Origin of the sequence: Micromonospora cathayae (assembly GCF_028993575.1) — a bacterium.
Classification (GTDB): domain Bacteria; phylum Actinomycetota; class Actinomycetes; order Mycobacteriales; family Micromonosporaceae; genus Micromonospora; species Micromonospora cathayae.
Genome location: NZ_CP118615.1, coordinates 1,291,792 through 1,312,596 on the forward strand (window position 1 = coordinate 1,291,792; position 20,805 = coordinate 1,312,596).

Sequence of the window (20,805 nt, forward strand, 5' to 3'; positions counted from 1 at the left end):
TAGGGCATGACCACGTACCGCGACCGCCCAGACGCCACCACGTACCGCGACCGCGCCGACGCCGGCAACACCCTCGCCGACCGGCTCGGCGGGCTCACCGGCCAGACCGACGTCATCGTGCTCGGCCTCGTCCGGGGTGGGGTACCGGTCGCCCGGGTGATCGCCGACCGGCTCGGCGTACCCCTGGACGTGCTGGTGGTCCGGAAACTCGGCATGCCGTGGGCCCCCGAGGTGGCCTTCGGCGCGCTCGGACCCGGCGGCGTACGGGTGCTCAACGACCCGATCGCCAGCCGGCTCGCCCCCGACGACGTCGCCGAGGTCACCCGACGTGAACAGGCCGAACTGGACCGCCGGGAGAAGCTCTACCGGGCCGGCCGGCCACCGCTGGACCTGACCGGCCGGACCGCCGTCGTCGTTGACGACGGCCTCGCCACCGGCGCCACCGCCCGCGCCGCCGTCCAGGTCGCCCGGCACCTCGGTGCCCGCCGGGTCGTGGTCGCCGTACCGGTCGGCTCCGAGGAGGCGTACGAGATGCTCGCCGCCGAAGCCGACCAGGTCGTCTGCGCCCAGCGGCCACCCGACTTCAGCGCGGTCAGCCGCTACTACGACGACTTCCACGAGGTCGACGACGACGAGGTCACCGGGGCGCTCGCCACGACCTCCTGACCGCGCCCGGCACCGGGTACCGTCGAGAGATGCAGCTCACCTGTCCCAAATGCCACGGAGACATGCGCCAGTACGAGCGCAGCGGAGTAGTCGTCGACCAGTGCGGCGAGTGTCGGGGCATCTTCCTCGACCGCGGCGAACTGGAGAAGCTGTTCGAGGCGGAGGCCAACTGGAACAAGCAGCACAACGCCGGCCCGCCGGCCCCGCACCAGCCCGGACACGCCCCCGCACCGCACGCGCCGGGGCATGCTCCCGCCCCGCCCGGCGGCGGTTACGTACCCCCGCCGCCGCCCCCGCCCGGTGCCGCGCCGCACCACCAGCCCGGCTACGGAACGGTCCCCCCGCCCCCGCCGCCGCCCGGTTACCCGGCCGCGCCCGCGCCCGCCTACGGCGGCCACACCGCGCACGGCCAGCAGCACTACGGCTACCACGGCCACTACCGCCGCAAGAAGAAGCAGCACGGCTTCCTCGGCGAACTCTTCGACTGACGGACGGGTTCGGGGCGGGGCCTCCACGACGGCTCCGAGAGCGTCGGGGAGGCCCCGCCCCACCGCCGTACCGACGGGCGGCCGGCCGCCGGGCATGCGAGTCTTGGGGGCATGGTCGAGATCCGGCAGCACGAGGCCCTCGCCGAGGCGTACGCGGGCGTCACCGCCGTCGTGGGCGCACTCGACGATGCCGACCTGCAACGTCCCACCCGCTGTCGGGGCTGGCTCGTCGTCGACCTGCTCCTGCACCTGACCGGCGACGCCCAACGCGCGCTGGTCACCCTGGCCAGCCCGGCCGACGGCCCGGCCGACACCGACCACGTCGGGTACTGGCGCGACTTCCCGGCCGGCTCCGGTTTCGCCTCCACCCGACGCCCCGCCCCACGCGGCGGTGACACCGACGACCTGGCCCGCCGGCACGCCTGGTGGGTCCGTCGGTCCGCCGCCGCCTTCGAACGCCCCGGCGGCGTCGTCCGGGTCTGGTCCGACACCGCCCCGGCTGCCGTACGGGCGGCTGCCGCCGCCGACCCGACGGCCTTCGTCACCACCCAGGGACACGTCCTACGGGTCGCGGACTTCCTCGCCACCCTGACCACCGAGGCGGTACTGCACCACCTCGATCTCGTCCTGGACCTGCCCACCGCGCCCGGCCCCGGCCCGCTGGCCCGGTCCGTGGCGACCGCGACGATGGACGGTCTGCTCGGCGTCGACGCGGCCCGCCCCGCCCGGTGGACCGGGGACGAGTACCTGCTGAAGGCGGCCGGTCGGCTCCCGCTGACCGACCACGACCGCGCGGAACTGGGCGCGGCGGCCGGCGCGTTCCCCCTGCTGGGCTAGCTGGTGGACCGCTCTCCCCGGCCGGGCCGCGGACGCCGCCGACCTGCGCCGACGCACCGGCACGACCCCGTGCCTGGCGACCGTGCTGGTCGGCGACGACCCGGCCTCGGTGACGTACGTCCGGATGAAGCGCAACCGTTGCGCGCAGGCCGGGATCGACTCCCGGCACGTGCCCCTGCCGTCGTCCATCACCACGGACCGCCTGGTCGAGGTGATCGTCTCCCTCTCAAGCGACCCCAAGGTGCACGGCATCCTGCTCCAGCACCCGGTCGGGCCGCACCTGGACGAACGCGCCGCCTTCGAGGCCATCGCCCCGCAGAAGGACGTGGACGGGGTGACCGGGCACTCGTTCGCCGCGATGGCGTTCGGGCGGCCCGGCTTCGTGTCCTGTACGCCGGGTGGCATCCTCCGGTTGCTCGACGAGTACCAGGTCGACCTGACCGGCCGGCACGCCGTCGTGGTGGGCCGCAGCGCCATCCTGGGCCGCCCGGCGGGCATGCTGCTGCTCGCCCGGGACGCCACCGTCACCTACTGCCACTCGCGGACGGTCGGCCTGTCGGCGATCACCCGGGGGGCCGACGTCCTGGTCGCGGCGGTCGGCCGCCCGGGATTCATCACCGGCTCGGACGTCAAGCCGGGCGCCGTGGTGGTGGACGCCGGCTACCACCCGGGCGGGGTCGGCGACGTCGACGTCGCGTCGGTCCGCGACCGGGCCGGCCTGATCACGCCGGTACCGGGCGGGGTCGGACCGATGACCATCGCCGTGCTGCTGGCCCAGACGGTACAGGCGGCGGCCCGCCAGCTCGGTGTGGACTGACCGGGTACGTCAGACGATCGCCATGTCCACGAATCGGGAAAGGTGGAGTTGGGCCGCGACGGTCACCGTGTCGGTCGGTCCATTACGATGCTTGGCAACAATAAAGTCCGCCTCCCCGGCCCGGGGTGACTCCTTGTCGTAGTAATCATCTCGGTGCAGAAGGATCACCACGTCAGCATCCTGCTCGATCGAGTTGTGCGTGGCGATCCCGTTGGCGATGAAGTTGTGGGTTCCCATGACCGTCGCGTCATAGACGTCATGACTACCGATGGACTCGATCGAGACGACCTCGTCCCAGAAGATGTCGTTGGTGGCATGCAGGTCCAGATCTGCCGCATCCAGTACAGCGGCGATCTCTGCAAGTCTGGAACGGCTGGGTGAATGCTTCCAGAGCGTACTGCCGCAGAACTCGGTGCCAATTGCTGCAGCGAACTCGCGATGACTCATCTTCCGCTCGACCAGCACCTCCCGTACCCGCGTCCACACTTCCCGTGGCACCGTGTCGACGTTGGTGTTGCTCTCCATCCTTTCGAGAGAGCCGAGAAGGTTCGCACAGTTGGTCGAGCGCGCACCGTGCACGCCGATTTCCCGCAGGAACCGGAGCTGGTCGTCCCGTCCCGAGATGTCGAGCGTGTACTGGGGCCGGTGGCGGGCCACCGGCACCGTTCCGAGCCGTGCACTGATGCCGTACCTCAGCAACAGTCGCGAGACATCCTCCAGCATGCGGCGACTCGTCGAGCCAAAGTAGATCCGCCCCCCGCGACCCGACTTGTTGACACAGACCGAACCGTCGGTTGCCCAGAGATGGCGGAGGAAGATGGTGATCTGATCCTTGGGGAGTCCGAACACCGGTTGTGGAATGAACTTCTCATGCGATCGGAGCCCGAACAGGCCCAGCGTGTCGAGCCACTCGGCGATGGGATTCCGTCGTCCCCTGGCCAGCCGGTACGGCGCCGGTAGCCGCAACGTCGTCACGCGAGCGGCCGCGTAGTCGTCGCGGATGGCCGAGATGCCGAAGTGTTTGGCCGCCTCGGTCACGGCCTGCAGGTTCAGTTCGTCGACGCTCGCGTACCGGATGGGCTGGCGACGTACGAACGACCCGTCCCCGAGCAGATGCGCCAGCATCACGATCTCGGACTCCGGCCACGGTCGGGTGGCCAACGGTGGCGGAATGTGCCGAGGAGCAGCGATCCGGGCGCCGGCGGTCAACTCACCGAGCGCAAGCCAACCGCCGAAGGTGAGGAACGGGTGGTTGGCGGTCGCGTCGATCTGCTTGCCCGAGGCCAGCGTCATCCGGAAGACCTCCCGACGCCCACTCGGGAAGACATGCGTCATCGTCCGGGGGGTGTACTTCAACTTCTCGTCCAGCGCCCATACCGGAACGTCCCGTGCCCCGCTGGCGAGCAGCTCCCCGAGCGTCACCTCCGAGTTGTCGTCGGCACGGATCAACCGCGTCTCCGCTGTCAGGCAACCCGACTCGCGCAGATCAGATAGTTGCGGTCGCTTGTCGGTACGTTGCTCGGGGCCACGGTTCAGCTGGCTCACCGCGATGACCGGGCACTCGACCTCCTTGGCGAGCAGCTTGAGCCCCCGGGACAGGTCCGCGACCTCCTGCTGTCGGCTCTCGGTCCGTTTCGGCGAGGTCATCAGCTGGAGATAGTCGACCACGATCATCTTGAGGTCGTGCTTCTGCTTGAGCCGTCGCGCCTTGGCCCGGATCTCCATCAGGTTCATGCTCGGCGTGTCGTCGACGAAGAGCGGCGCTTCGCTGATCTCGCCCATGCAGCGGGCCAGCTTGGTCCAGTCGTCGTCGGAGAGCTGACCGCTGCGGAGGACGTGCAGCGGCACCCGGGCCTCGGCCGAGAGCAGCCGCATGACGATCTCGACCTTGCTCATTTCCAGCGAGAAGATGGCAGCGGCCTGATTGGCGCGAATGGCAGCATTTCGGGCGAAATCCATACTAGCTGTGGATTTCCCCAGACCAGGTCTTCCAGCAACAATGATCAACTGACCCGGGTGCAGGCCGTTGAGGAGCCGGTCCAGATCGGAGAAGCCGGTCGGTACGCCGGTCATCACGCCGCCCTGCGCGCCCACCGCCTCGATCTCGTCGAGGGTGGGCTGGAGCATGTCGGCCAGGACGGCGAAGTCCTCGCTGACCCGCTTCTCGGTGACGTCGTAGACGGCCTGCTGGGCCAGGTCGACGATGTCGTCGACGTCCCGACTGCCGCCGGCGGCGGTACCGTAACCGAGCTGGACGATCCGGGTGCCGGCCTCGACCAGCCGCCGGAGCACGGCCCGTTCGGCCACGATTCGCGCGTAGTAGGCGGCGTTCGCGGCGGTGGGCACGCTGGCGATCAGGGTGTGCAGGTAGGGCGCACCACCGACCCGGACCAGGTCGCCGGAGTCGGCCAGGGCTGCCGCGACGGTGATCGAGTCGGCGGGTTCGCCCCGGCCGTAGATCTCCAGGATCGTGTCGAAGATCGTGGTGTGGATGGGCCGGTAGAAGTCGTGCGACTTGAGGATCTCCACGACGTCGGCGATGGCGTCCTTGGACAGCAGCATGCCGCCGAGGACGCACTGCTCGGCGGCGACGTCCTGGGGCGGGGTCTTGTCGAACTGCCCGTCCCGCTGTGCCGGAGCGGCCGACTGTCCACCGGCCCGTGGCTCTGTTCGCATGTCGTCGGTGACCGACACCGGCTCCCCCCTCCGCGTCGGATCCGGTCCGGCTGCCGCCGGTGTGGCGGTTGGCCGCCGACCGGTCCGGCGATCGGGGGCCATCGTGCGGCCGGTCGGGGGCCAACCCTACGGAACCCGAGGTAAGCGGCTCAAGCAACCCGGTGGACGAGCCTCGGGACAACCTGTGGACAGTGGGCCCAGGGTTGTGCGCAGCTTGTGCACAAGTTGTGGATAACTCATGAGTAATCAGGCTCACATCGGTCGTGAGCTGCGAAAACACGGTGCACAGCCTGTGGAGGAAGATTTTCTTGCCCGGTTGGCCCGGTTGACGTCCCGTAGTATCGCGAGCATCGACTTCCACCTGTGCGGAGGATTGCACTTCTGGTTGAGAGGGGTCACGCTCCGGCCGTGAGTTACCGGGACTGGGAGCGCGGGGAGTCCAGCCCGCGCGAGCGTCCGCCGACCTCCCCGTGGGATGGTTCCGGCGACCGCCCGGTCGAGCCGTACTCACGGTCCCCGGAGGGCTACCGGACCCGGAGCCGACGGCGGGCGGCCGAGCGTGGCCAGCAGGAACCGTCCGACGACTACCTGCCCCACTGGGCGGCGGAGTCGGGTGCGGGCCGGCACCGGCACGAGGCCGGGGCGGACGACGACGAGTCGGCCCGGGCCGACCTGGCTTGGCGAACGACCGAGACCACCCGCACCTGGCGTCGGGTGACCGAGACGACCAGCTGGCACGAGACCCCGAGCAGCGGTGCCGGCCGCGACCTGCCAGGCAGCGGCCGCGACCTGCCGACCAGCGGTGCCGGTCACGGACTGCCGACCAGCGGCCACGGACTGCCGACCAGCGGCCACGGACTGCCGACCAGCGGTCCTGGTCACGGACTGCCCGGCAGCGGCCACGACCTGCCGGCCAGCGGCCACGAGGGGCCGACCAGCGGCGTCGGCGGGTCCGAACACACCCGGGAGTGGCGGCTCGCCGGATCCGCCGCCGAGCAGGGGTACGTGGGCAGTCGTCGCGCCACGGACGAGCCGGCTGACCCCACAGGTCCGGGCACCAGCAGGCGTCGGCGGCCGCCGTCACCGCGCCCCCGGGTGGTCTGGTCGGGTACTCCCGAATCCCAGCCGGCCGTCACCGGCCCGGACGAGGCCGGGGCAACCGGGGCAGCCGGTGACCGGGCGGAGGCGGCCGGGTTCGTCGCTGACGGGACGGAGGCGTCCCGGACGAGCCGACGGAATCGACGGGCGGCTGACGTGTCCTGGTCCGATGACACCGGCGTCGGGTCGGCCCGGAGATCCCGGCACCGGGGCGGCCCGGTCGATCCGGCCGTCCCGCCGCCTGCGGTCGACCCGTGGGACGCGTCGGGTCTGCACGTGTGGGACCACCGGCCGGCCGCCGGCGGGTGGGAGAACACCGGCCAGTGGGACCGGTTCACCGACACCGGGCAGTGGGACGACGTCGCGCCACGGGCATGGGCCGACGCCGACGCCGCGCCACGTACATGGGCCGATGACGACCCCGCGCCACGTACATGGGCCGATGACGACGCCGCGCCAGGGGCGTGGGTTGATCCGGCGGCACCGGTCGGGGACGAGGCCGCACAGCGGTCGTGGGGCGGTTACGCGCCGGCCGGGGACGGCAGCGTCCCGTCACCGGGGCACGGTTCCGTGTCGCCGGCCGGGGACGACAGCACGTCACCAACCTGGCACGGTCCGGCACCCCGGCCGAGGTGGGACGGTGCCGCACCGCGGCGGGGGGACGATCCCGTACCGGGAGGATGGCACGGTCCGGTGCCGCGGCCGTGGGATGACAGCGGACGGTGGGACGGTGGCGCGGAGCCGGCGGGCTGGCCCTGGCCGGAGCGCGACGAGGGCTTCTGGTCGGGCACCCGGCTCGCCGGTGACGATCCGCGCTGGATGGAGACGCCCTCGTCGGCTCCACGCTCACCGGCGGTGGCCGGCTGGTCGGCGTCCCCGGCCGTACCACGTCAGCGGTCCGTGGCGGCGGAGGCCGTCGCCCCGGCCGAGAGTTCAGCGGTGTCGGGTGGCCCGGCGTCGGTGTCACGTCGCCGTCCGGCGCCGGTGTCGACGGTGTCCGCCGGGCGGCGGGCCCGGCGGATCGAGGAGGACCTGCTCGATCCGGATCCGGTCGGGACCGTACGTCCGTTGGTCTACACGGTCGCCTGCTACGTGCTGCCGGCGGTGGCGCTCTTCGTCTGGCTACTCACCCTGAGTGGACAGGCACCGGCCGGTTGCGTGACCGATCTGACCGGTGGGGGGTGTGACTCGCCCCGGGCCCATGCGATCGGTTCGTTCGTCGCCGGTGGTCCCCGGTTCGGGTTGGCGTTGGTGACGAGCCTGGTGGTGGCGATGCTGTTGCGTCAGGTCGGGACGACCTGGCGGGCGGCCTCGACGGCGTTGGCGTCGGCGGTGGTCGGTGGTGGTCTGTCCACGGTGCTGATCAGTGTGGTGACCGGCGAACCCATCGGCTGACACGCCGAGGGGCCCGCACCGGTCGGTACGGGCCCCTCGCACGGGTGTTACTTGCTCTGCACCACGTTCAGGTCGAACTTGGCCGTGACCTCCGGGTGCAGCTTGATCCGCACCGGGTACGAGCCGAGCGACTTGATGGTGCCGGGCACCTCGAGCCGACGCCGGTCGAGGGCCGGGCCACCGGCCGCCCGGACGGCGTCGACGATCTCGGCCGGGGTGACCGAGCCGAAGAGCCGGCCACCGTCACCGGCGCGGGCCTTCAGGCTGACCTTGAGACCCTCGAGCTGGTCCTTCACCTCGTTGGCGTGGCCGAGGTCGCGGATCTCGCGGGCCGAGCGGGCCCGCTTGATGACCGTGACCTGCTTCTCCGCACCCTTGCTCCAGGCGATCGCGAAGCCCTGCGGAAGCAGGTAGTTACGGCCGTAGCCGTCCTTGACCTCGATGATGTCGCCGGGGGCACCGAGACCGGACACCTCCTGAGTCAGGATGATCTTCATTTCGGTGCCTCCTCTCAGCGGGTGGTGGCCGTGTACGGCAGGAGCGCCATCTCACGGGCGTTCTTGACCGCACGGGCGATCTGGCGCTGCTGCTGCGAGGTGACGCCGGTCACCCGCCGAGCGCGGATCTTGCCGCGGTCGGAGATGAACTTCCGCAGCAGCGCGGTGTCCTTGTAGTCGATGTAGGTGATCCCGTCCTTGTCGAGCGGGTTCACCTTCTTCTTCGGCTTGCGAAGTGCCGCAGCCTTAGCCATTGCTCGGGCTCCTGGTTTGCGATCGCGGGCGCTCTGCGCCATTAGAACGGGGGCTCCTCGTCGAAGTTTCCGCCGCCCGAACCACGCGAGGGGGCGGGCGCGGCCGATGCCCAGGGGTCGTCGAAGTTGCCTCCGCCGCCGCCCTGGCCACCACCACCGCCGCCACCGAAGCCGCCGCCACCGCCGCCGGAGCGGGACATCTTCTGCACCTTTGCCGTGGCGTAGCGCAGCGACGGGCCGATCTCGTCGACCTCGAGTTCGATGACGGTGCGCTTCTCGCCCTCGCGGGTCTCGTACGACCGCTGCCGCAGCCGGCCGGACACGATCACCCGGGCGCCCCGCTGGAGCGACTCGGCGACGTGCTCGGCGACCTGCCGCCAGACGGTGCACGCGAGGAAGAGCGGCTCGCCGTCCTTCCACTCGCCGGAGGCCTTGTCCAGGAACCGGGGCGTCGAGGCGACCCGGAACTTGGCGACCGCCGCGCCCGAGGGAGTGAAACGCAGTTCGGGGTCATCGGTCAGGTTGCCGATGACCGTGATGGTGGTGTCTCCTGCCATGACCATCTCCTCGCACACTCGTCAGTCTCGGTGCCCAGGCTCGCAGAGCCGTACGACAATCCGATCGACGAGGTTGATCCGGACGAACCGGGTTGAATGCTTAGCGCATCTCCGGCCGGATGACCTTGGTGCGCAGCACGGACTCGTTGAGCCGCAGCTGACGGTCCAGCTCGGCCACCGCAGCAGGCGTGGCCTGCAGGTCGATGACGGCGTAGATGCCTTCGGCCTTCTTGTTGATCTCGTACGCGAGGCGCCGGCGGCCCCACACGTCGGTCTTCTCCACCGAGCCACCCGCGGTCCGGATCACGTTCAGGTACGTGTCGAGCGACGGGGCGACGGTGCGCTCCTCGAGACTGGGGTCGAGGATCACCATGACTTCGTAATGACGCAAGACGTACTCACCTCCTGTGGGCTAGGCGGCCACGGTCCTTCCGTGGCAGGAGGTCTGCGTCGCGGCCCGCTCCGGACCGGGGGGACCCGGCCGGCGGCGGACAACCGGACCAGGATACCCGGTCCAGAGGATCATGCCGGCGTTGGCCGGAGCGTGCCGCGTGCGGTCGGGCGGAGCGTGCCGCGTGCAGCCGTCCGGGCCACCGCCGTCCGCCACGGGGTCGGCGTACCGACGACGGTGCGACCGACGGAGCCAGGGCCCGCTCCCGGCGTCGTACGCACTGGGAACGGGCCCTGTCCACGGGACCGCGGGGCACCCCGTCCGCATTCTTTGGGTGGGACCTGGGGAGGAACGACCACACCGATGAGATTGGATCGTGAGCGCCCCGCGGAGCTATATCGTGTTGTTATCAGACGCTACATCAGCTGTTGGCATCTGATGAGGTAAATGGTCGTTTTAGTGTGGTGCCCGATCTCCTGGTGGTCCATCCACCCTCCGACCGGAACGAGCCGGACGGCGGAAGACGCCACGGATCCCGCGCCACGCATGCGGCCCCATGACCGTCACCACCGGGCCATCGACCTTCACCAGGTAAACGACCGCCATCGACCCGGGTGACGCCCGGCGGGCCCGGGTCTGCTGGGCGCGCCCTGCCGTCACCCGCGATGACGCCGGTCGCCAGTAGGCTCCCCTGCATGCGTATCGGAGCCCACGTCGACCCGACCGACCCGCTCGCGGAGGCGGCGATCCGCACCGCCGACGCCGTGCAGTTCTTCCTCTCCGACCCGCAAGGGTGGAAGGCCCCCCAGCCCAGAGAGGACGTCGACCGGCTGCGGGCCTCGGACGTCGACGTCTACGTCCACGCGCCGTACGTCGTCAACGTCGCGACGCTGAACAACCGCATCCGGATCCCCAGCCGGAAACTGCTGCTCGGGCACGCGACCGCCGCCACGGAGATCGGGGCCAGGGGGTTGATCGTGCACGGCGGTCACGTGAACGCCGGTGACGACCTGGCGAAGGGCTTCGACAACTGGCGTAAGACCTTCGCGTACGCCGCCGAGCAGGGCGGCTTCGGGGTCCCCGTCCTGATCGAGAACACCGCCGGCGGTGACAACGCCTGCGCCCGCAAACTGGACGCACTGGCCCGGCTCTGGGACGCCCTCGACGGGTACGACGTGGGGTTCTGCCTGGACACCTGCCACGCCCACGCCGGCGGCGAGGAACTGCTCGACCTGGTGGACCGGGTGAAGGCGGTGACCGGCCGGATCGACCTGATCCACGCCAACAACTCCAAGGACGCCTTCGACTCCGGCCGCGACCGGCACGACAACCTCGCCGACGGCACCATCGACCCGGAGTTGCTGGTGGCACTCATCCGGGCCGCCGACGCGCCGGTCATCGTGGAGACCCCCGGCGGAGCGGACGGGCAGGGCGCGGACATCGCCTTCCTGCGGCAGCATCTGGGTGGTACGTCGGCATGAGTAGCGGAACGTCCGACGCGACGGGGACCGGCACCGGACGGGACGAACGCGCCGGCGACCCCGTCCGCCCGGCCGGGCCGACACCGGCCACCGTGGTGCGGGACGACACCACGGCGGCCGGCGCCGAAGGTGCTGCGGGCACGTCGCGCCCCACCGGAGCACCGGCCGCAGCCGGCGGCGACAAGGCCAGCGAACCGAGCGGCGACAAGGCCGGCGACGGCAAGGCCAGCAAACCCAGCGACGGCAGACCCAACGGTGACAAGGCCGGCGACAACAGCGACAAGGCCGCCGCCAACGGCGGCGAGCCCGGCGAGGACAAGTCCGGCGGCGGCGGTGGCAGGAAGCCCGGCGACAGCGACGACAACGCGAGCGAGCCCGGCGACGGCAAGGACGGGAAGGGCCCCGAGGGCAAGGAGAGCAAGGACGGAGAGAGCAAGGAGGGCAAGGGTACCGGCGGCGAGGAGCCCGCCAAGGACGGTGACCCCTTCGAGGCGTTCGGCCCGGCCCCCGACGTGGTGCCGGGTCGGCTCGGGCGGACGGCCCGCCGGGTGGGTCGCTTCCTGGTCCACGAGTGGACCCTGGCCACCCTCGGCGCGGTCGTGTTGGCCGTCCTGCTCACCTGGCCAGCCCTGCGCTACCCCCTCTACACGATCCCGCAGGACATCTACGATCCCACCCTCCAGGCGTGGCAGGTCGCCTGGTCCGGGCACATCCTGCTCAGCAACCCGGCCCACCTGTGGCAGGCGAACACGTTCTATCCGGAGTCGTGGAGTTTCGCCTTCTCCGACATGCTCCTCGGGTACGCCCCGGCCGGCATGATCGGCCACGGTCCCGAGGCCGCCGTGCTGCGCTACAACATCCTCTTCGTGTTCGCCCACGCGCTGGCCACGCTGGGGGCGTACGCGCTGGCCCGGCAGCTCGGCGCGGGCCGGATCGGCGCGGCGGCGGCCGGGGTGAGCTACGCGTACGCGCCGTGGCTGCTGGCCCAGGCCGGGCACCTGCACATCATCTCCAACGGCGGTATCCCGCTGGCGTTGGCCATGCTGGCCCGGGGACACGGCTGGTCGCTGCGGTACGGCTACCGCCCGAAGCGGCGGCACGCCGGTTGGGCGCTGGCCGGGTGGCTGGTCGCCGCCTGGCAGCTCAGCCTGGGCTTCGGGATCGGTCTGCCGTTCGCGTACGTGCTGGGTGGCATCGTGCTGGTCGCCACCGTCACCTGGTACCTGCGGCGGTTCTGGATCCGGCCGGTCCGGCACCCGTTCGGCCCCCGGCTGCTGATCACCGACGTGATCGGTGGCCTGATCTTCGCCGCCACCGGGGCGCTGCTGGCCATTCCGTACTTCAAGGTCGCGGAGCTGCACCCGAACGCCCGGCGCAGCATCGGTGACATCGAGGTCTACTCGCCGCCGGCCTACGGGTTCTTCACCGCGCCGGCCGAGTCCCGGATCTGGGGTGGTCTGCACGAGGGGGCGCGGGCCGGGCTGCCCTGGCATCCGGAGATGACGTTGTTGCCGGGCTTCGTGCTCTACGCGCTCGCCGCCGCGGGGCTGTTCTTCTCGGTCTGGAAGCTGCGGCACCGGCTGCTGCTGCTGGCCGGGGTGCTGGTCAGCATGGTGCTGGCGATGGGCACCGAGTTCTTCGGGGGCACCTTCACCTACGTACCGCTCTTCGAGTACCTGCCCGGCTGGGACGGCATCCGGACCCCGGGCCGGCTGATGCTGTGGGCCACCCTCCTGCTCGGTCTGCTGGCCGCCGGGGCGCTCACCGCCTTCGCGATGCGGGTACGCGAACTCGCCGCCCACCGGGTTCCGCCCTGGCCCGGCCCGTGGTTGCGGGCGGCGACCCTGCTGCCGCTGCTGCTGGTGGTGGTGGAAGGGCTGAACGCCACTCCGCATCCGGTGGTGCCGCCCCAGCCGGCGGCGCTGCGCAGCGTCGAGGGGCCGCTGCTGGTGCTGCCGAGCAGCCAGAACCACGACCAGCCGGTGATGCTCTGGACGACCAGCCGGTTCCAGGACGTGGTCAACGGCGGCAGTGGGTTCACCCCGGCCCGGCTGGCCGAGACCCGGGAGGTGACGCTCTCCTTCCCGGATCCGACCAGCATCGACTACCTGCGGCGACTCGGGGTGCGGGCCGTGGTGATCCCCCGGGACCAGGTGGTCGGCACCCCGTGGGAGGCCACCATCGACCTGCCGGTCGACGGGCTGGGTATCCGCCGGGAGGAGATCGGCGACGCGGTGGTCTACCGGCTCTGACCCGGTGCCGCCCAGCGATGGCGCCGGTGCCGCCGAGTGACGGCACCGGCGCTGTCGGCGGTCACCGGGTCGGCCGGGTCGTCGGCGGCTGCCGGTTCCGGGCGGCCGCCGGCTGCGCTGCCGGACATCGGGTCCGGCAGCGGTTGCCAGGCCCGCTGGGTCCCCGGGCGGACCCGCCGGTTGCGCCGGGCCCGCCGGCCCGGCTCGGGTCAGCTCGTGGCGGCACCGGCCGGTTCGGGTTCCGGTGGCGCCGCCGCCCGCTGTCGCCAGCGGGAGTACCAGGGCGCGTCGGGTGCCCCGTCGAGCAGGCCGCCGTCGGGGTCGTCGGCGTAGGTGGCGCGGACCGGGTCCCGCTCGGGGTGCAGGATCTCCTGGATGATCAAGACGCAGAGCACCACGACGGTGGCGAGCCGGAGGGTCGACGCGAGCACGAACACGCCTTCCGGGAAGACCGGTTTGCCGGTGGCCGAGCCGAGTAGTTCACCGTAGAAGGCGACGAAGTAGCCGACCTCGGCGAGCTGCCAGGCCAGGAAGGCACCCCAGCGGGGCCGGGCGAGCACCGCCAGCGGCAGCAGCCAGAGCACGAACTGCTGCGACCAGACCTTGCTGAAGATCAGGAAGGCGGCGACGACCAGGAAGGCGAGCTGGGCCAGCCGGGGTCGGCGGGGGGCCAGCAGCGCCAGCGCGGCCACCCCGATGCAGGCCAGCCCGAACAGCGCGTACGACAGGTAGTTGAGGGTGGGGATGTTGTTGTTGAGCCACTCGAACGGCCCCTGCTGGGTCGGGCTGCCCGGGTTGATCTTCCCGTCCAGGTAGCGCCCGATGTACCAGAAGGTGCCCCAGTCGATGGGGCGGGTGCTGTTCAGCTCGAAGAACCGGTCCCAGTTCTCCCGGTACGGGATGGCGGCCGGCAGGTTCACCGCGACCAGCGACACCAGTGCCGTACCGAGGGCGGTGAGGGCGGCGCGTACCTTGCCGGCGCGTAGCGCGAGCACCAGGATCGGGCCGAGGATGAACAGCGGCCACATTTTGGCCGCGCCGGCCAGGCCGAGCAGCACCCCGGCCAGGGCCGGTCGGTTCCGGGCCCAGGCGAACAGCCCGAACGCGCCGAGGCCGATGGCGAGCAGGTCCCAGTTGACGGTGGCGGTGAGCAGCAGCGCCGGGGCCAGGGCGAACAGCGCGGCGTCCCAGGGTCGTCGGCGGCGCAGGGCGAGGATCACCGCGACGGTGGCGACCGCCAGCGCGCCGAGCACCAGGGCGTTGAGGTTGTAGAACCACTGCCCCTGGTTGATGTCCGGGTTGTCGACGCCGATGGCGTGCACCGGCAGGCCGAGGACGCCCATGAAGTACCCGGTGAGCACCGGATACTCGACCGGGTGGTCCCGGTACGGGACCTTGCCCTCGTTGAGACCCTCGGCGTAGTAGAGCGCGAGCACGTCGCTGTAGCAGAACCGGGTGTACTGGACGTTGTTCGTCCAGGCGCCGTCCTGACAGGGCGACTTCTGCACCCAGTGCAGGGCGAGGGTGAGGCAGACCAGGGCGAGCACGATGCGTACCGCGGTCCAGAAGCGGCGTTCCCCGCCGGCGGGCCGGTCCAGCGCGACCGCGTGGTCGCCGAGGGGACCGCCGATGAGCTGGGACGCGCCCCGGACGAACCCGTCCGACCGGGACGGATGGTCGCTGCGCTCAGCGTCGTCGATGCCTGCGGTCGGCTGCGTGCTCATAACCAGGCATCCTGCCGTACCCGGGGCCCTCCCGTCCCGCCCGTCCCGGGACGTTCGACGATGGCGGCCGGAAACGGCGACGGCGGCCGGAGGAATCCTCCGGCCGCCGTCGGCGGGTTGGCGCTGGTGGTACGTCAGTCCTCGTTGGTACGGGGCGGTGGTGAGATCAGGTCACCGCCACCGCCACCGCCCGGTCCACCCGGGTTGGTGGGGGTGGTGGGCTCGCCGCCACCCGGTCCACCCGGTCCACCCGGGCCGCCAGGCCCCTGGTTGCCGCCGCCGTTGTCCGGGCAGAGGATGCCCAGCGGGTCGAGGCAGGGCGGGTTCGGGTTGGGGTTCTGGCCCGGCGGCGGGTTGGTCGGCGCGGGCGGCGGCGGCTCCTCGCCGTTGCCCTTGTTCGGGTCGCCAATACCGCTGATCTCGGGCAGGTCCACCTTGTCCATGCCCTTGTGTGCGGCCTCCATGTACTTTTCCCAGACGTCGGCGGGCATGTTGCCACCACCGATGTCATTGCCGTTCTTGTCGAGGATCTTCGGCTTCTTCGGATCCTCGCTGCCGATCCAGACGGCGGTGGCGAGCTGGGGGGTGTACCCGACCATCCAGGCGTCTGCGTTCTGCTCAGTGTTCGAGTACTGCCAGGTACCGGTCTTGCCGGCGGCCTGTCGGCCACCCTCCAACGAGTTGTCGATGTTGCCGGGGATCTTCTTCAGCACGGCGGTCACCTCACGGGCGATGTCCCGGTTGATCCGCTGCTGTGACTTGATCTTAGGCCCGGTGCCGGGGACGGTCTCCCATTTCCCGGTCTCCTGGTCCTGCTGCTCGATCTTGGTCACGAAGTGGGCCTTGTTGAACTTGCCCTCGTTGGCGAGCGTGGCGAGCCCGTTGGCGTGGTCGAGCACGGTGATCGGGAACTGCCCGTACGCCATGACCTCGTCGAACTTCGACGGCGCGAGCTGGTCCGGCTCGGCCTTCATCAGGTCGTACGCCTTGACCGGCTCCCGGGTCCACATCGTGGTGACACCGGCCTGGCGGGCCATGTTGAGCACGGTGGCCGGCTTGATCTCCTTGGCCACGTGGTAGAAGGGCACGTTGTACGACTCGACGGTCGACTCCTCCAGCGTGCACCACTTGTTGCACTTCTTGCTGACGTCGCGGCCGGCGTTGCCGATCTCGTCGGCGAAGCCCTTCGGCTTGAACGGGGTGGCGTCCCAGCGCGATTTCACCGAGATGCCCTCGTTGATCGCCGCCGCCAGGGTGTAGACCTTGAACGTCGAGCCCGGCGGGTGGCCGCCGGAGAGTTCACCGTTGCTGTCGATGTTGAAGCCGGCGTAGTCGATGTCCGCTCCGCTCTCGCCGCCGTAGTAGGCACGTACCGCGCCGGTCTTCGGGTCGATCGAGACGACCGCCGCCATCAGGTTTGGCGGATGGCCGTAGAGCGGGGAGGACTTTACCTGCTGCCGGGCGGCGTTCTCGGCGGCCTTCTGCATCTTCGGGTCGATGGTGGTGGTGATCTTGTAACCACCGGTGCGCAGCGCGTCGACGCAACTGATCTTCCCCTCCGCGCCGGAGTCGGAGCACATGCCCCACTGCTCCATCTCCTTGCGGACGTAGTTGATCACGTTGCCCTTGGGGGAGGCGACCCCGAAGCCGTTCGCCGTCTCCTTGTTCATGTCCGGCATCGCGGCCGGCCGCTCCTCGGGCTTGAGCCAGCCCTCCTCGACCATGCCGCCGATCACGTAGTTCCACCGGTCCTGGGCGGCCTTGGTGGCCTCCGGGCCCTTGGTCGGGTCGTACCCGGGGTGGGTGGCGCTGGCCTGCGGCTGCTTGATCACCCCGGCCAGCGCGGCGGCCTCCGCCACGTTCAGCTTGCTCGCGGACTTCCCGAAGTACGCCTTCGCCGCCGCCTCGACCCCGTACGCGCCCCGTCCGAAGTAGATGGTGTTCAGGTAGTGCTGCATGATCTCGTCCTTGGAGAACTGATCATTCAGCTTGGAGGCGAGGATCGCCTCTTTCACCTTCCGGGCGTACGTGTCGTCCTTCAGGCTCTCGTAGGCGTTCCGCGCGTATTGCTGGGTGATGGTCGAGGCACCCTGCTTGGTGCCGCCGGTGAAGTTGTTCCAGGCGGCCCGGGCGATGCCCTTGTAGTCGACCCCGGAGTGCTCGTAGAAGTTCCGGTCCTCGGCGGCGGCCACCGCGTACTGGACGTGCTTCGGGAGGTCCTTGATCGCGATGAACTCACGGTTCTCACTGCCGAGCTTGGCGACGAGTCCCTTGCCGTCCTTCATGTAGACGGTCGTCGCGAACGGCAGCGGCAGGCTGTTCGGCAGCACGACCTGCGCCGAGTAGTACGTGAAGCCGACCACGCCGATGCCGGCGAGCATGATGAAGACCGCGAAGCTCGCGATGAGCATGTTGATCCGCTTGCGCTTCTTCGCCCGCTTGAGCGCCTCCGGGTCCCGGTTGGCGCGGCTGCGCCGGCCGGGGCCGGTCGGCCCGCCCGGCCCGGCACCGTCCAGGCCGGAGCCACCGGGCGGGGCGACGCTGGCCCGGGCGACGGTGGCCCGACCGGCCATGCCGCCGACCGACGCGGAACCCACGGACGCCGAACCCACCGAGGCGGCGCCGACGGACGCCGAGCCGACCGAGGCCCGGCCGGCGGGGCTCACCGGGGAGGCGGAACCGACGGACGCCCGGCCGCTGCCCACCGAGGCCCGACCGGCCGGGGCGTGCCCACCCGCCGGGGAGACCGGGACCGAGGCCCGGCCGGCGCCGGCCCGGCCGACCGAGGCCGAGCCGGCCGGCGGCGGGCTGATCGGCGGGGCCATGCCGTGCCGGGGTACGGACGCCGAGCCGGCCACCGACGCGCGCCCGCTGGACCCGGTGGCCCGGGGTGTCGGGGCGGCCCGGCCGGTGGGTGTCGCCCCGTCGGGTCCGGAGGACCACGGTGTCGTCGGGTCGGGCCCGGAAGACCAACCGGTTCCCCGGGCGTCCGCGCCGGGACGGCGGTACGCGTCGTCCGCCTCCGGCCCGGGGTCACCGTTCTGACCCGGAATCCGGGCCCGCCCACGCGGGGAACTGGGATCGCCGTACGAGTTCATTCCTCACACCCTGCCGGTCGCGGTGGGACGCGGGTGCGCCACCACCGGTTTGCCGTGAGCTGTGCCACGCGGTGCCTCCGCCCGAGCCGTCGGGTCGGAGCCGCTGAATTCTGCGCGAACCGGAGCAATCCGGCCGAAAGACTGTCGATCGCCCCGTCCGTCGTCGTTGTCGGCGGCTGCCGGAGGCGTTGGACTCACCGTTGTGCCTCTCGCCTCCGCCGCGCGGTCGAACCGCCGACCGCGTCCTGTTCCTGCCCGTCGTCCGCGCCCGCGACCAGGCCGTCCCGGCCGAGCAGGAACTGCTCGACGAGATGGTTCCAGTCACATCCGAGGCACACCTCCACCACGAAGACCTGGAACTCACGCAGCGTCATCGCCAGTACGGGCAACTCGGCCCGGGTACGCGCCTGACCGGCGGACTGCTTGAGTTCGTCCCCGTAAATGTAGTGGACGTGGGTGAGGTTCTCCCGTCGGCAGATCGGACACCGTTGCTCGGTCGGCTCGCCATGGAACCGGGCAGCGTTCTTGAGGTAGGGCGACGCGTCGCAGACGTCGTACGTACCGACCCGACCGGAGAGCACCTCACGCAGCACCGCCCGCTTCTGGAGCGAGTAGTCGACGACCTGGCGCTGCGTACGCATGCGGCAAAGGGTACGCGTTCCGACCGGATGGGGCGACAACGCTCACGTTCCGTCACGACACGGTGGCATCGCGGGGGGTTTGCCCTGATGAGGGGGAACCGCTAACGTGCGATGTATCGGTCCGATACATCGCGTCGACCAACCGGTCCGCGGCCACGGGGGAAGAGAGGATGGCCCGTGCTCGAGTTCGCCATCCTCGGCCTGCTCCAGGAGTCCCCGATGCACGGCTACGAGCTCCGCAAGGAGCTCACCGCCAAGCTGGGCGCGATCCGGGCGGCGATCAGCTACGGCTCGCTCTACCCCACGCTGCGCCGGCTCCAGGCAGCCGGGTGGATCACCGAGGCTGACGAGACACCGGCGACTCCGGAGGAGGTTCCCGCGCTGACCAGCCGACGCGGTCGGGTGGTCTACAAGATCACTGCGGAGGGCAAGGAACGCTTCGCCCAACTGATCGCCCAGGCCGGTCCGGAGACGTACGACGACACCGGCTTCGGCGTGCACTTCGCGTTCTTCGCCCGCACCGACCAGGCCACCCGGCTGCGGATCCTGGAAGGTCGTCGCCGCAAGATCGAGGAACGCCGCGAGGGTCTTCGCGACGTGCTGGGCCGGGCGGCCGAGCGCCTCGACGCGTACACCCTGGAACTTCAGCGCCACGGCCTCGAAGCCTGTGAGCGCGAGGTCCGCTGGCTGGAGGAGCTCATCGCCAACGAGCGCTCCGGCCGGGCCCCGACGGTCCCCGACAGCGGGACGGCCGGCGGCCGACGAGAAGACACCAGCCCGCCTCCGCCTGGAGAGTCCAGGAATGAGCGGCCGTGATGAAAAAGAAGGAGGCAGACGCTATGGGCTCCGTCCGCGTCGCCATCGTCGGTGTGGGTAACTGCGCCTCGTCCCTCGTACAGGGCGTGGAGTACTACCGGAACGCCGACCCGAACGATCGCGTCCCGGGTCTCATGCACGTCACCTTCGGCGACTACCACGTATCCGACGTGCAGTTCGTCGCGGCGTTCGACGTGGACGCCAAGAAGGTGGGCATGGACCTCGCCGAGGCGATCGTGGCCAGCGAGAACAACACCATCAAGCTGTGCGACGTGCCGCCGACCGGCGTCACCGTGCAGCGCGGCCCGACCTTCGACGGTCTGGGCCAGTACTACCGCGAGATCGTCGAGGAGTCCGACGCCCAGCCGGTCGACGTGGCGCAGGCGCTGCGGGACGCGCAGGTCGACGTGGTCGTCTCCTACCTGCCGGTCGGCTCGGAGCAGGCCGACAAGTTCTACGCCCAGGCCGCCATCGACGCCGGTTGCGCGTTCGTGAACGCCCTGCCGGTCTTCATCGCCTCCGACCCGGAGTGGGCGCAGAAGTTCGTCGACGCCGGTCTGCCGATCGTCGGTGACGACATCAAGAGCCAGGTCGGTGCCACCATCGTGCACCGGGCGCTGGCGAAGCTGTTCGAGGACCGCGGGGTCGAGCTGCTGCGCACGTACCAGCTCAACTTCGGCGGCAACATGGACTTCATGAACATGCTGGAGCGCAACCGGCTGGTCTCGAAGAAGATCTCGAAGACCCAGTCGGTGACCTCCCAGATCCCGCACGAGATGGCCAAGAGCGACGTGCACATCGGCCCGTCCGACCACGTGCCGTGGCTGGACGACCGCAAGTGGGCGTACATCCGCCTGGAGGGCCGCTCCTTCGGCGACACCCCGCTCAACGCGGAGCTGAAGCTCGAGGTGTGGGACTCGCCGAACTCGGCCGGTGTCATCATCGACGCCGTCCGGGCCGCCAAGATCGCGCTGGACCGGAAGATCGCCGGCCCGATCCTGTCGGCGTCCTCCTACTTCATGAAGTCCCCGCCGGTGCAGTACGCCGACCACGACGCGCACGCCGCCGTCGAGGCGTTCATCAAGGGCGAGATCGAGCGCTGACGCGCCGACCACCG

Annotated in this window: 18 protein-coding genes; 10 read left to right on the forward strand and 8 right to left on the reverse strand. The window is 70.7% G+C overall.

Annotation, left to right across the window (positions count from 1 at the left end):
* Positions 1 to 6: 6 nt before the first annotated feature.
* The 4 genes from PVK37_RS06000 (at position 7) to PVK37_RS06015 (ending at position 2,808) form a co-directional block, all read left to right on the forward strand.
* Positions 7 to 666, forward strand: coding sequence for a phosphoribosyltransferase (locus PVK37_RS06000; protein WP_275032743.1), 660 nt, complete (start codon positions 7 to 9; stop codon positions 664 to 666).
* A 29-nt stretch (positions 667 to 695) separates the two neighbouring features.
* Positions 696 to 1,154, forward strand: a complete 459-nt coding sequence (locus PVK37_RS06005) for a TFIIB-type zinc ribbon-containing protein (protein WP_275032744.1) — start codon at positions 696 to 698, stop codon at positions 1,152 to 1,154.
* Positions 1,155 to 1,265: 111 nt separating this feature from the next.
* Positions 1,266 to 1,991 (forward strand): maleylpyruvate isomerase N-terminal domain-containing protein, encoded by a 726-nt coding sequence (locus PVK37_RS06010; protein WP_275032745.1) that lies wholly within the window; start codon positions 1,266 to 1,268, stop codon positions 1,989 to 1,991.
* A gap of 43 nt (positions 1,992 to 2,034) precedes the next feature.
* Positions 2,035 to 2,808 carry a bifunctional 5,10-methylenetetrahydrofolate dehydrogenase/5,10-methenyltetrahydrofolate cyclohydrolase gene (locus tag PVK37_RS06015; RefSeq protein ID WP_275034980.1) on the forward strand — a complete coding sequence of 258 codons (774 nt, stop codon included), beginning with the start codon at positions 2,035 to 2,037 and terminating at the stop codon, positions 2,806 to 2,808.
* A gap of 9 nt (positions 2,809 to 2,817) precedes the next feature.
* Here PVK37_RS06015 and PVK37_RS06020 read toward each other — a convergent pair whose 3' ends face one another.
* Complete coding sequence (locus PVK37_RS06020; protein WP_341483440.1) at positions 2,818 to 5,484, reverse strand: replicative DNA helicase; 2,667 nt, start codon at positions 5,482 to 5,484, stop codon at positions 2,818 to 2,820.
* 1,791 nt (positions 5,485 to 7,275) lie between these two features.
* Here PVK37_RS06020 and PVK37_RS06025 point away from each other — a divergent pair.
* Entirely contained in the window at positions 7,276 to 7,977 is a 702-nt protein-coding gene (locus tag PVK37_RS06025; protein WP_275032747.1) for a hypothetical protein, read from the forward strand.
* Between the two features lie 47 nt (positions 7,978 to 8,024).
* Here the strand turns inward: PVK37_RS06025 and rplI are convergent, their stop codons facing one another.
* The 4 genes from rplI to rpsF all read right to left on the reverse strand — a co-directional run bounded on the left by rplI (position 8,025) and on the right by rpsF (position 9,676).
* The gene (gene rplI / locus PVK37_RS06030) at positions 8,025 to 8,474 is read right to left on the reverse strand and encodes a 50S ribosomal protein L9 (RefSeq protein WP_275032748.1); all 450 of its coding nucleotides are present in this window, start codon (positions 8,472 to 8,474) and stop codon (positions 8,025 to 8,027) included.
* A gap of 14 nt (positions 8,475 to 8,488) precedes the next feature.
* Positions 8,489 to 8,728: a 30S ribosomal protein S18 gene (gene rpsR, locus PVK37_RS06035; RefSeq protein WP_013289355.1), complete on the reverse strand. Its 240-nt coding sequence runs from the start codon at positions 8,726 to 8,728 to the stop codon at positions 8,489 to 8,491.
* Between the two features lie 41 nt (positions 8,729 to 8,769).
* On the reverse strand, positions 8,770 to 9,303 hold the full coding sequence (locus PVK37_RS06040; RefSeq protein ID WP_275032760.1) for a single-stranded DNA-binding protein: 534 nt from the start codon (positions 9,301 to 9,303) through the stop codon (positions 8,770 to 8,772).
* 82 nt (positions 9,304 to 9,385) lie between these two features.
* Positions 9,386 to 9,676: a 30S ribosomal protein S6 gene (rpsF, locus tag PVK37_RS06045; protein WP_121397433.1), complete on the reverse strand. Its 291-nt coding sequence runs from the start codon at positions 9,674 to 9,676 to the stop codon at positions 9,386 to 9,388.
* Positions 9,677 to 10,371: 695 nt separating this feature from the next.
* On the opposite strand from rpsF, the gene PVK37_RS06050 reads away from it, so the two are divergent.
* Both PVK37_RS06050 and PVK37_RS06055 read left to right on the forward strand, forming a co-directional pair.
* Entirely contained in the window at positions 10,372 to 11,157 is a 786-nt protein-coding gene (locus tag PVK37_RS06050; protein WP_275032762.1) for a deoxyribonuclease IV, read from the forward strand.
* Entirely contained in the window at positions 11,154 to 13,409 is a 2,256-nt protein-coding gene (locus PVK37_RS06055; RefSeq protein WP_275032763.1) for an ICP22 family protein, read from the forward strand. Before PVK37_RS06050 ends, PVK37_RS06055 begins: the two co-directional genes overlap by 4 nt.
* 209 nt (positions 13,410 to 13,618) lie before the next feature.
* On the opposite strand, the gene PVK37_RS06060 is transcribed toward PVK37_RS06055, so the two are convergent.
* On the reverse strand, positions 13,619 to 15,133 hold the full coding sequence (locus tag PVK37_RS06060) for a glycosyltransferase family 87 protein (protein ID WP_275032764.1): 1,515 nt from the start codon (positions 15,131 to 15,133) through the stop codon (positions 13,619 to 13,621).
* Positions 15,134 to 15,267: 134 nt separating this feature from the next.
* Positions 15,268 to 17,730: a transglycosylase domain-containing protein gene (locus tag PVK37_RS06065; RefSeq protein ID WP_275032765.1), complete on the reverse strand. Its 2,463-nt coding sequence runs from the start codon at positions 17,728 to 17,730 to the stop codon at positions 15,268 to 15,270.
* Here PVK37_RS06065 and PVK37_RS06070 point away from each other — a divergent pair.
* Positions 17,705 to 18,178 (forward strand): hypothetical protein, encoded by a 474-nt coding sequence (locus PVK37_RS06070; RefSeq protein ID WP_275032766.1) that lies wholly within the window; start codon positions 17,705 to 17,707, stop codon positions 18,176 to 18,178. The two genes, PVK37_RS06065 and PVK37_RS06070, sit on opposite strands and share 26 nt — an antisense overlap.
* Positions 18,179 to 18,425: 247 nt before the next feature.
* Here PVK37_RS06070 and PVK37_RS06075 read toward each other — a convergent pair whose 3' ends face one another.
* Positions 18,426 to 18,872, reverse strand: coding sequence for a DUF5318 domain-containing protein (locus PVK37_RS06075; RefSeq protein WP_275032767.1), 447 nt, complete (start codon positions 18,870 to 18,872; stop codon positions 18,426 to 18,428).
* Positions 18,873 to 19,049: 177 nt separating this feature from the next.
* Here PVK37_RS06075 and PVK37_RS06080 point away from each other — a divergent pair, with 177 nt between their 5' ends.
* Positions 19,050 to 19,688 (forward strand): PadR family transcriptional regulator, encoded by a 639-nt coding sequence (locus PVK37_RS06080; RefSeq protein WP_275032768.1) that lies wholly within the window; start codon positions 19,050 to 19,052, stop codon positions 19,686 to 19,688.
* 23 nt (positions 19,689 to 19,711) lie between these two features.
* Positions 19,712 to 20,791, forward strand: a complete 1,080-nt coding sequence (locus PVK37_RS06085; RefSeq protein WP_275032769.1) for an inositol-3-phosphate synthase — start codon at positions 19,712 to 19,714, stop codon at positions 20,789 to 20,791.
* Positions 20,792 to 20,805 lie beyond the last annotated feature (14 nt).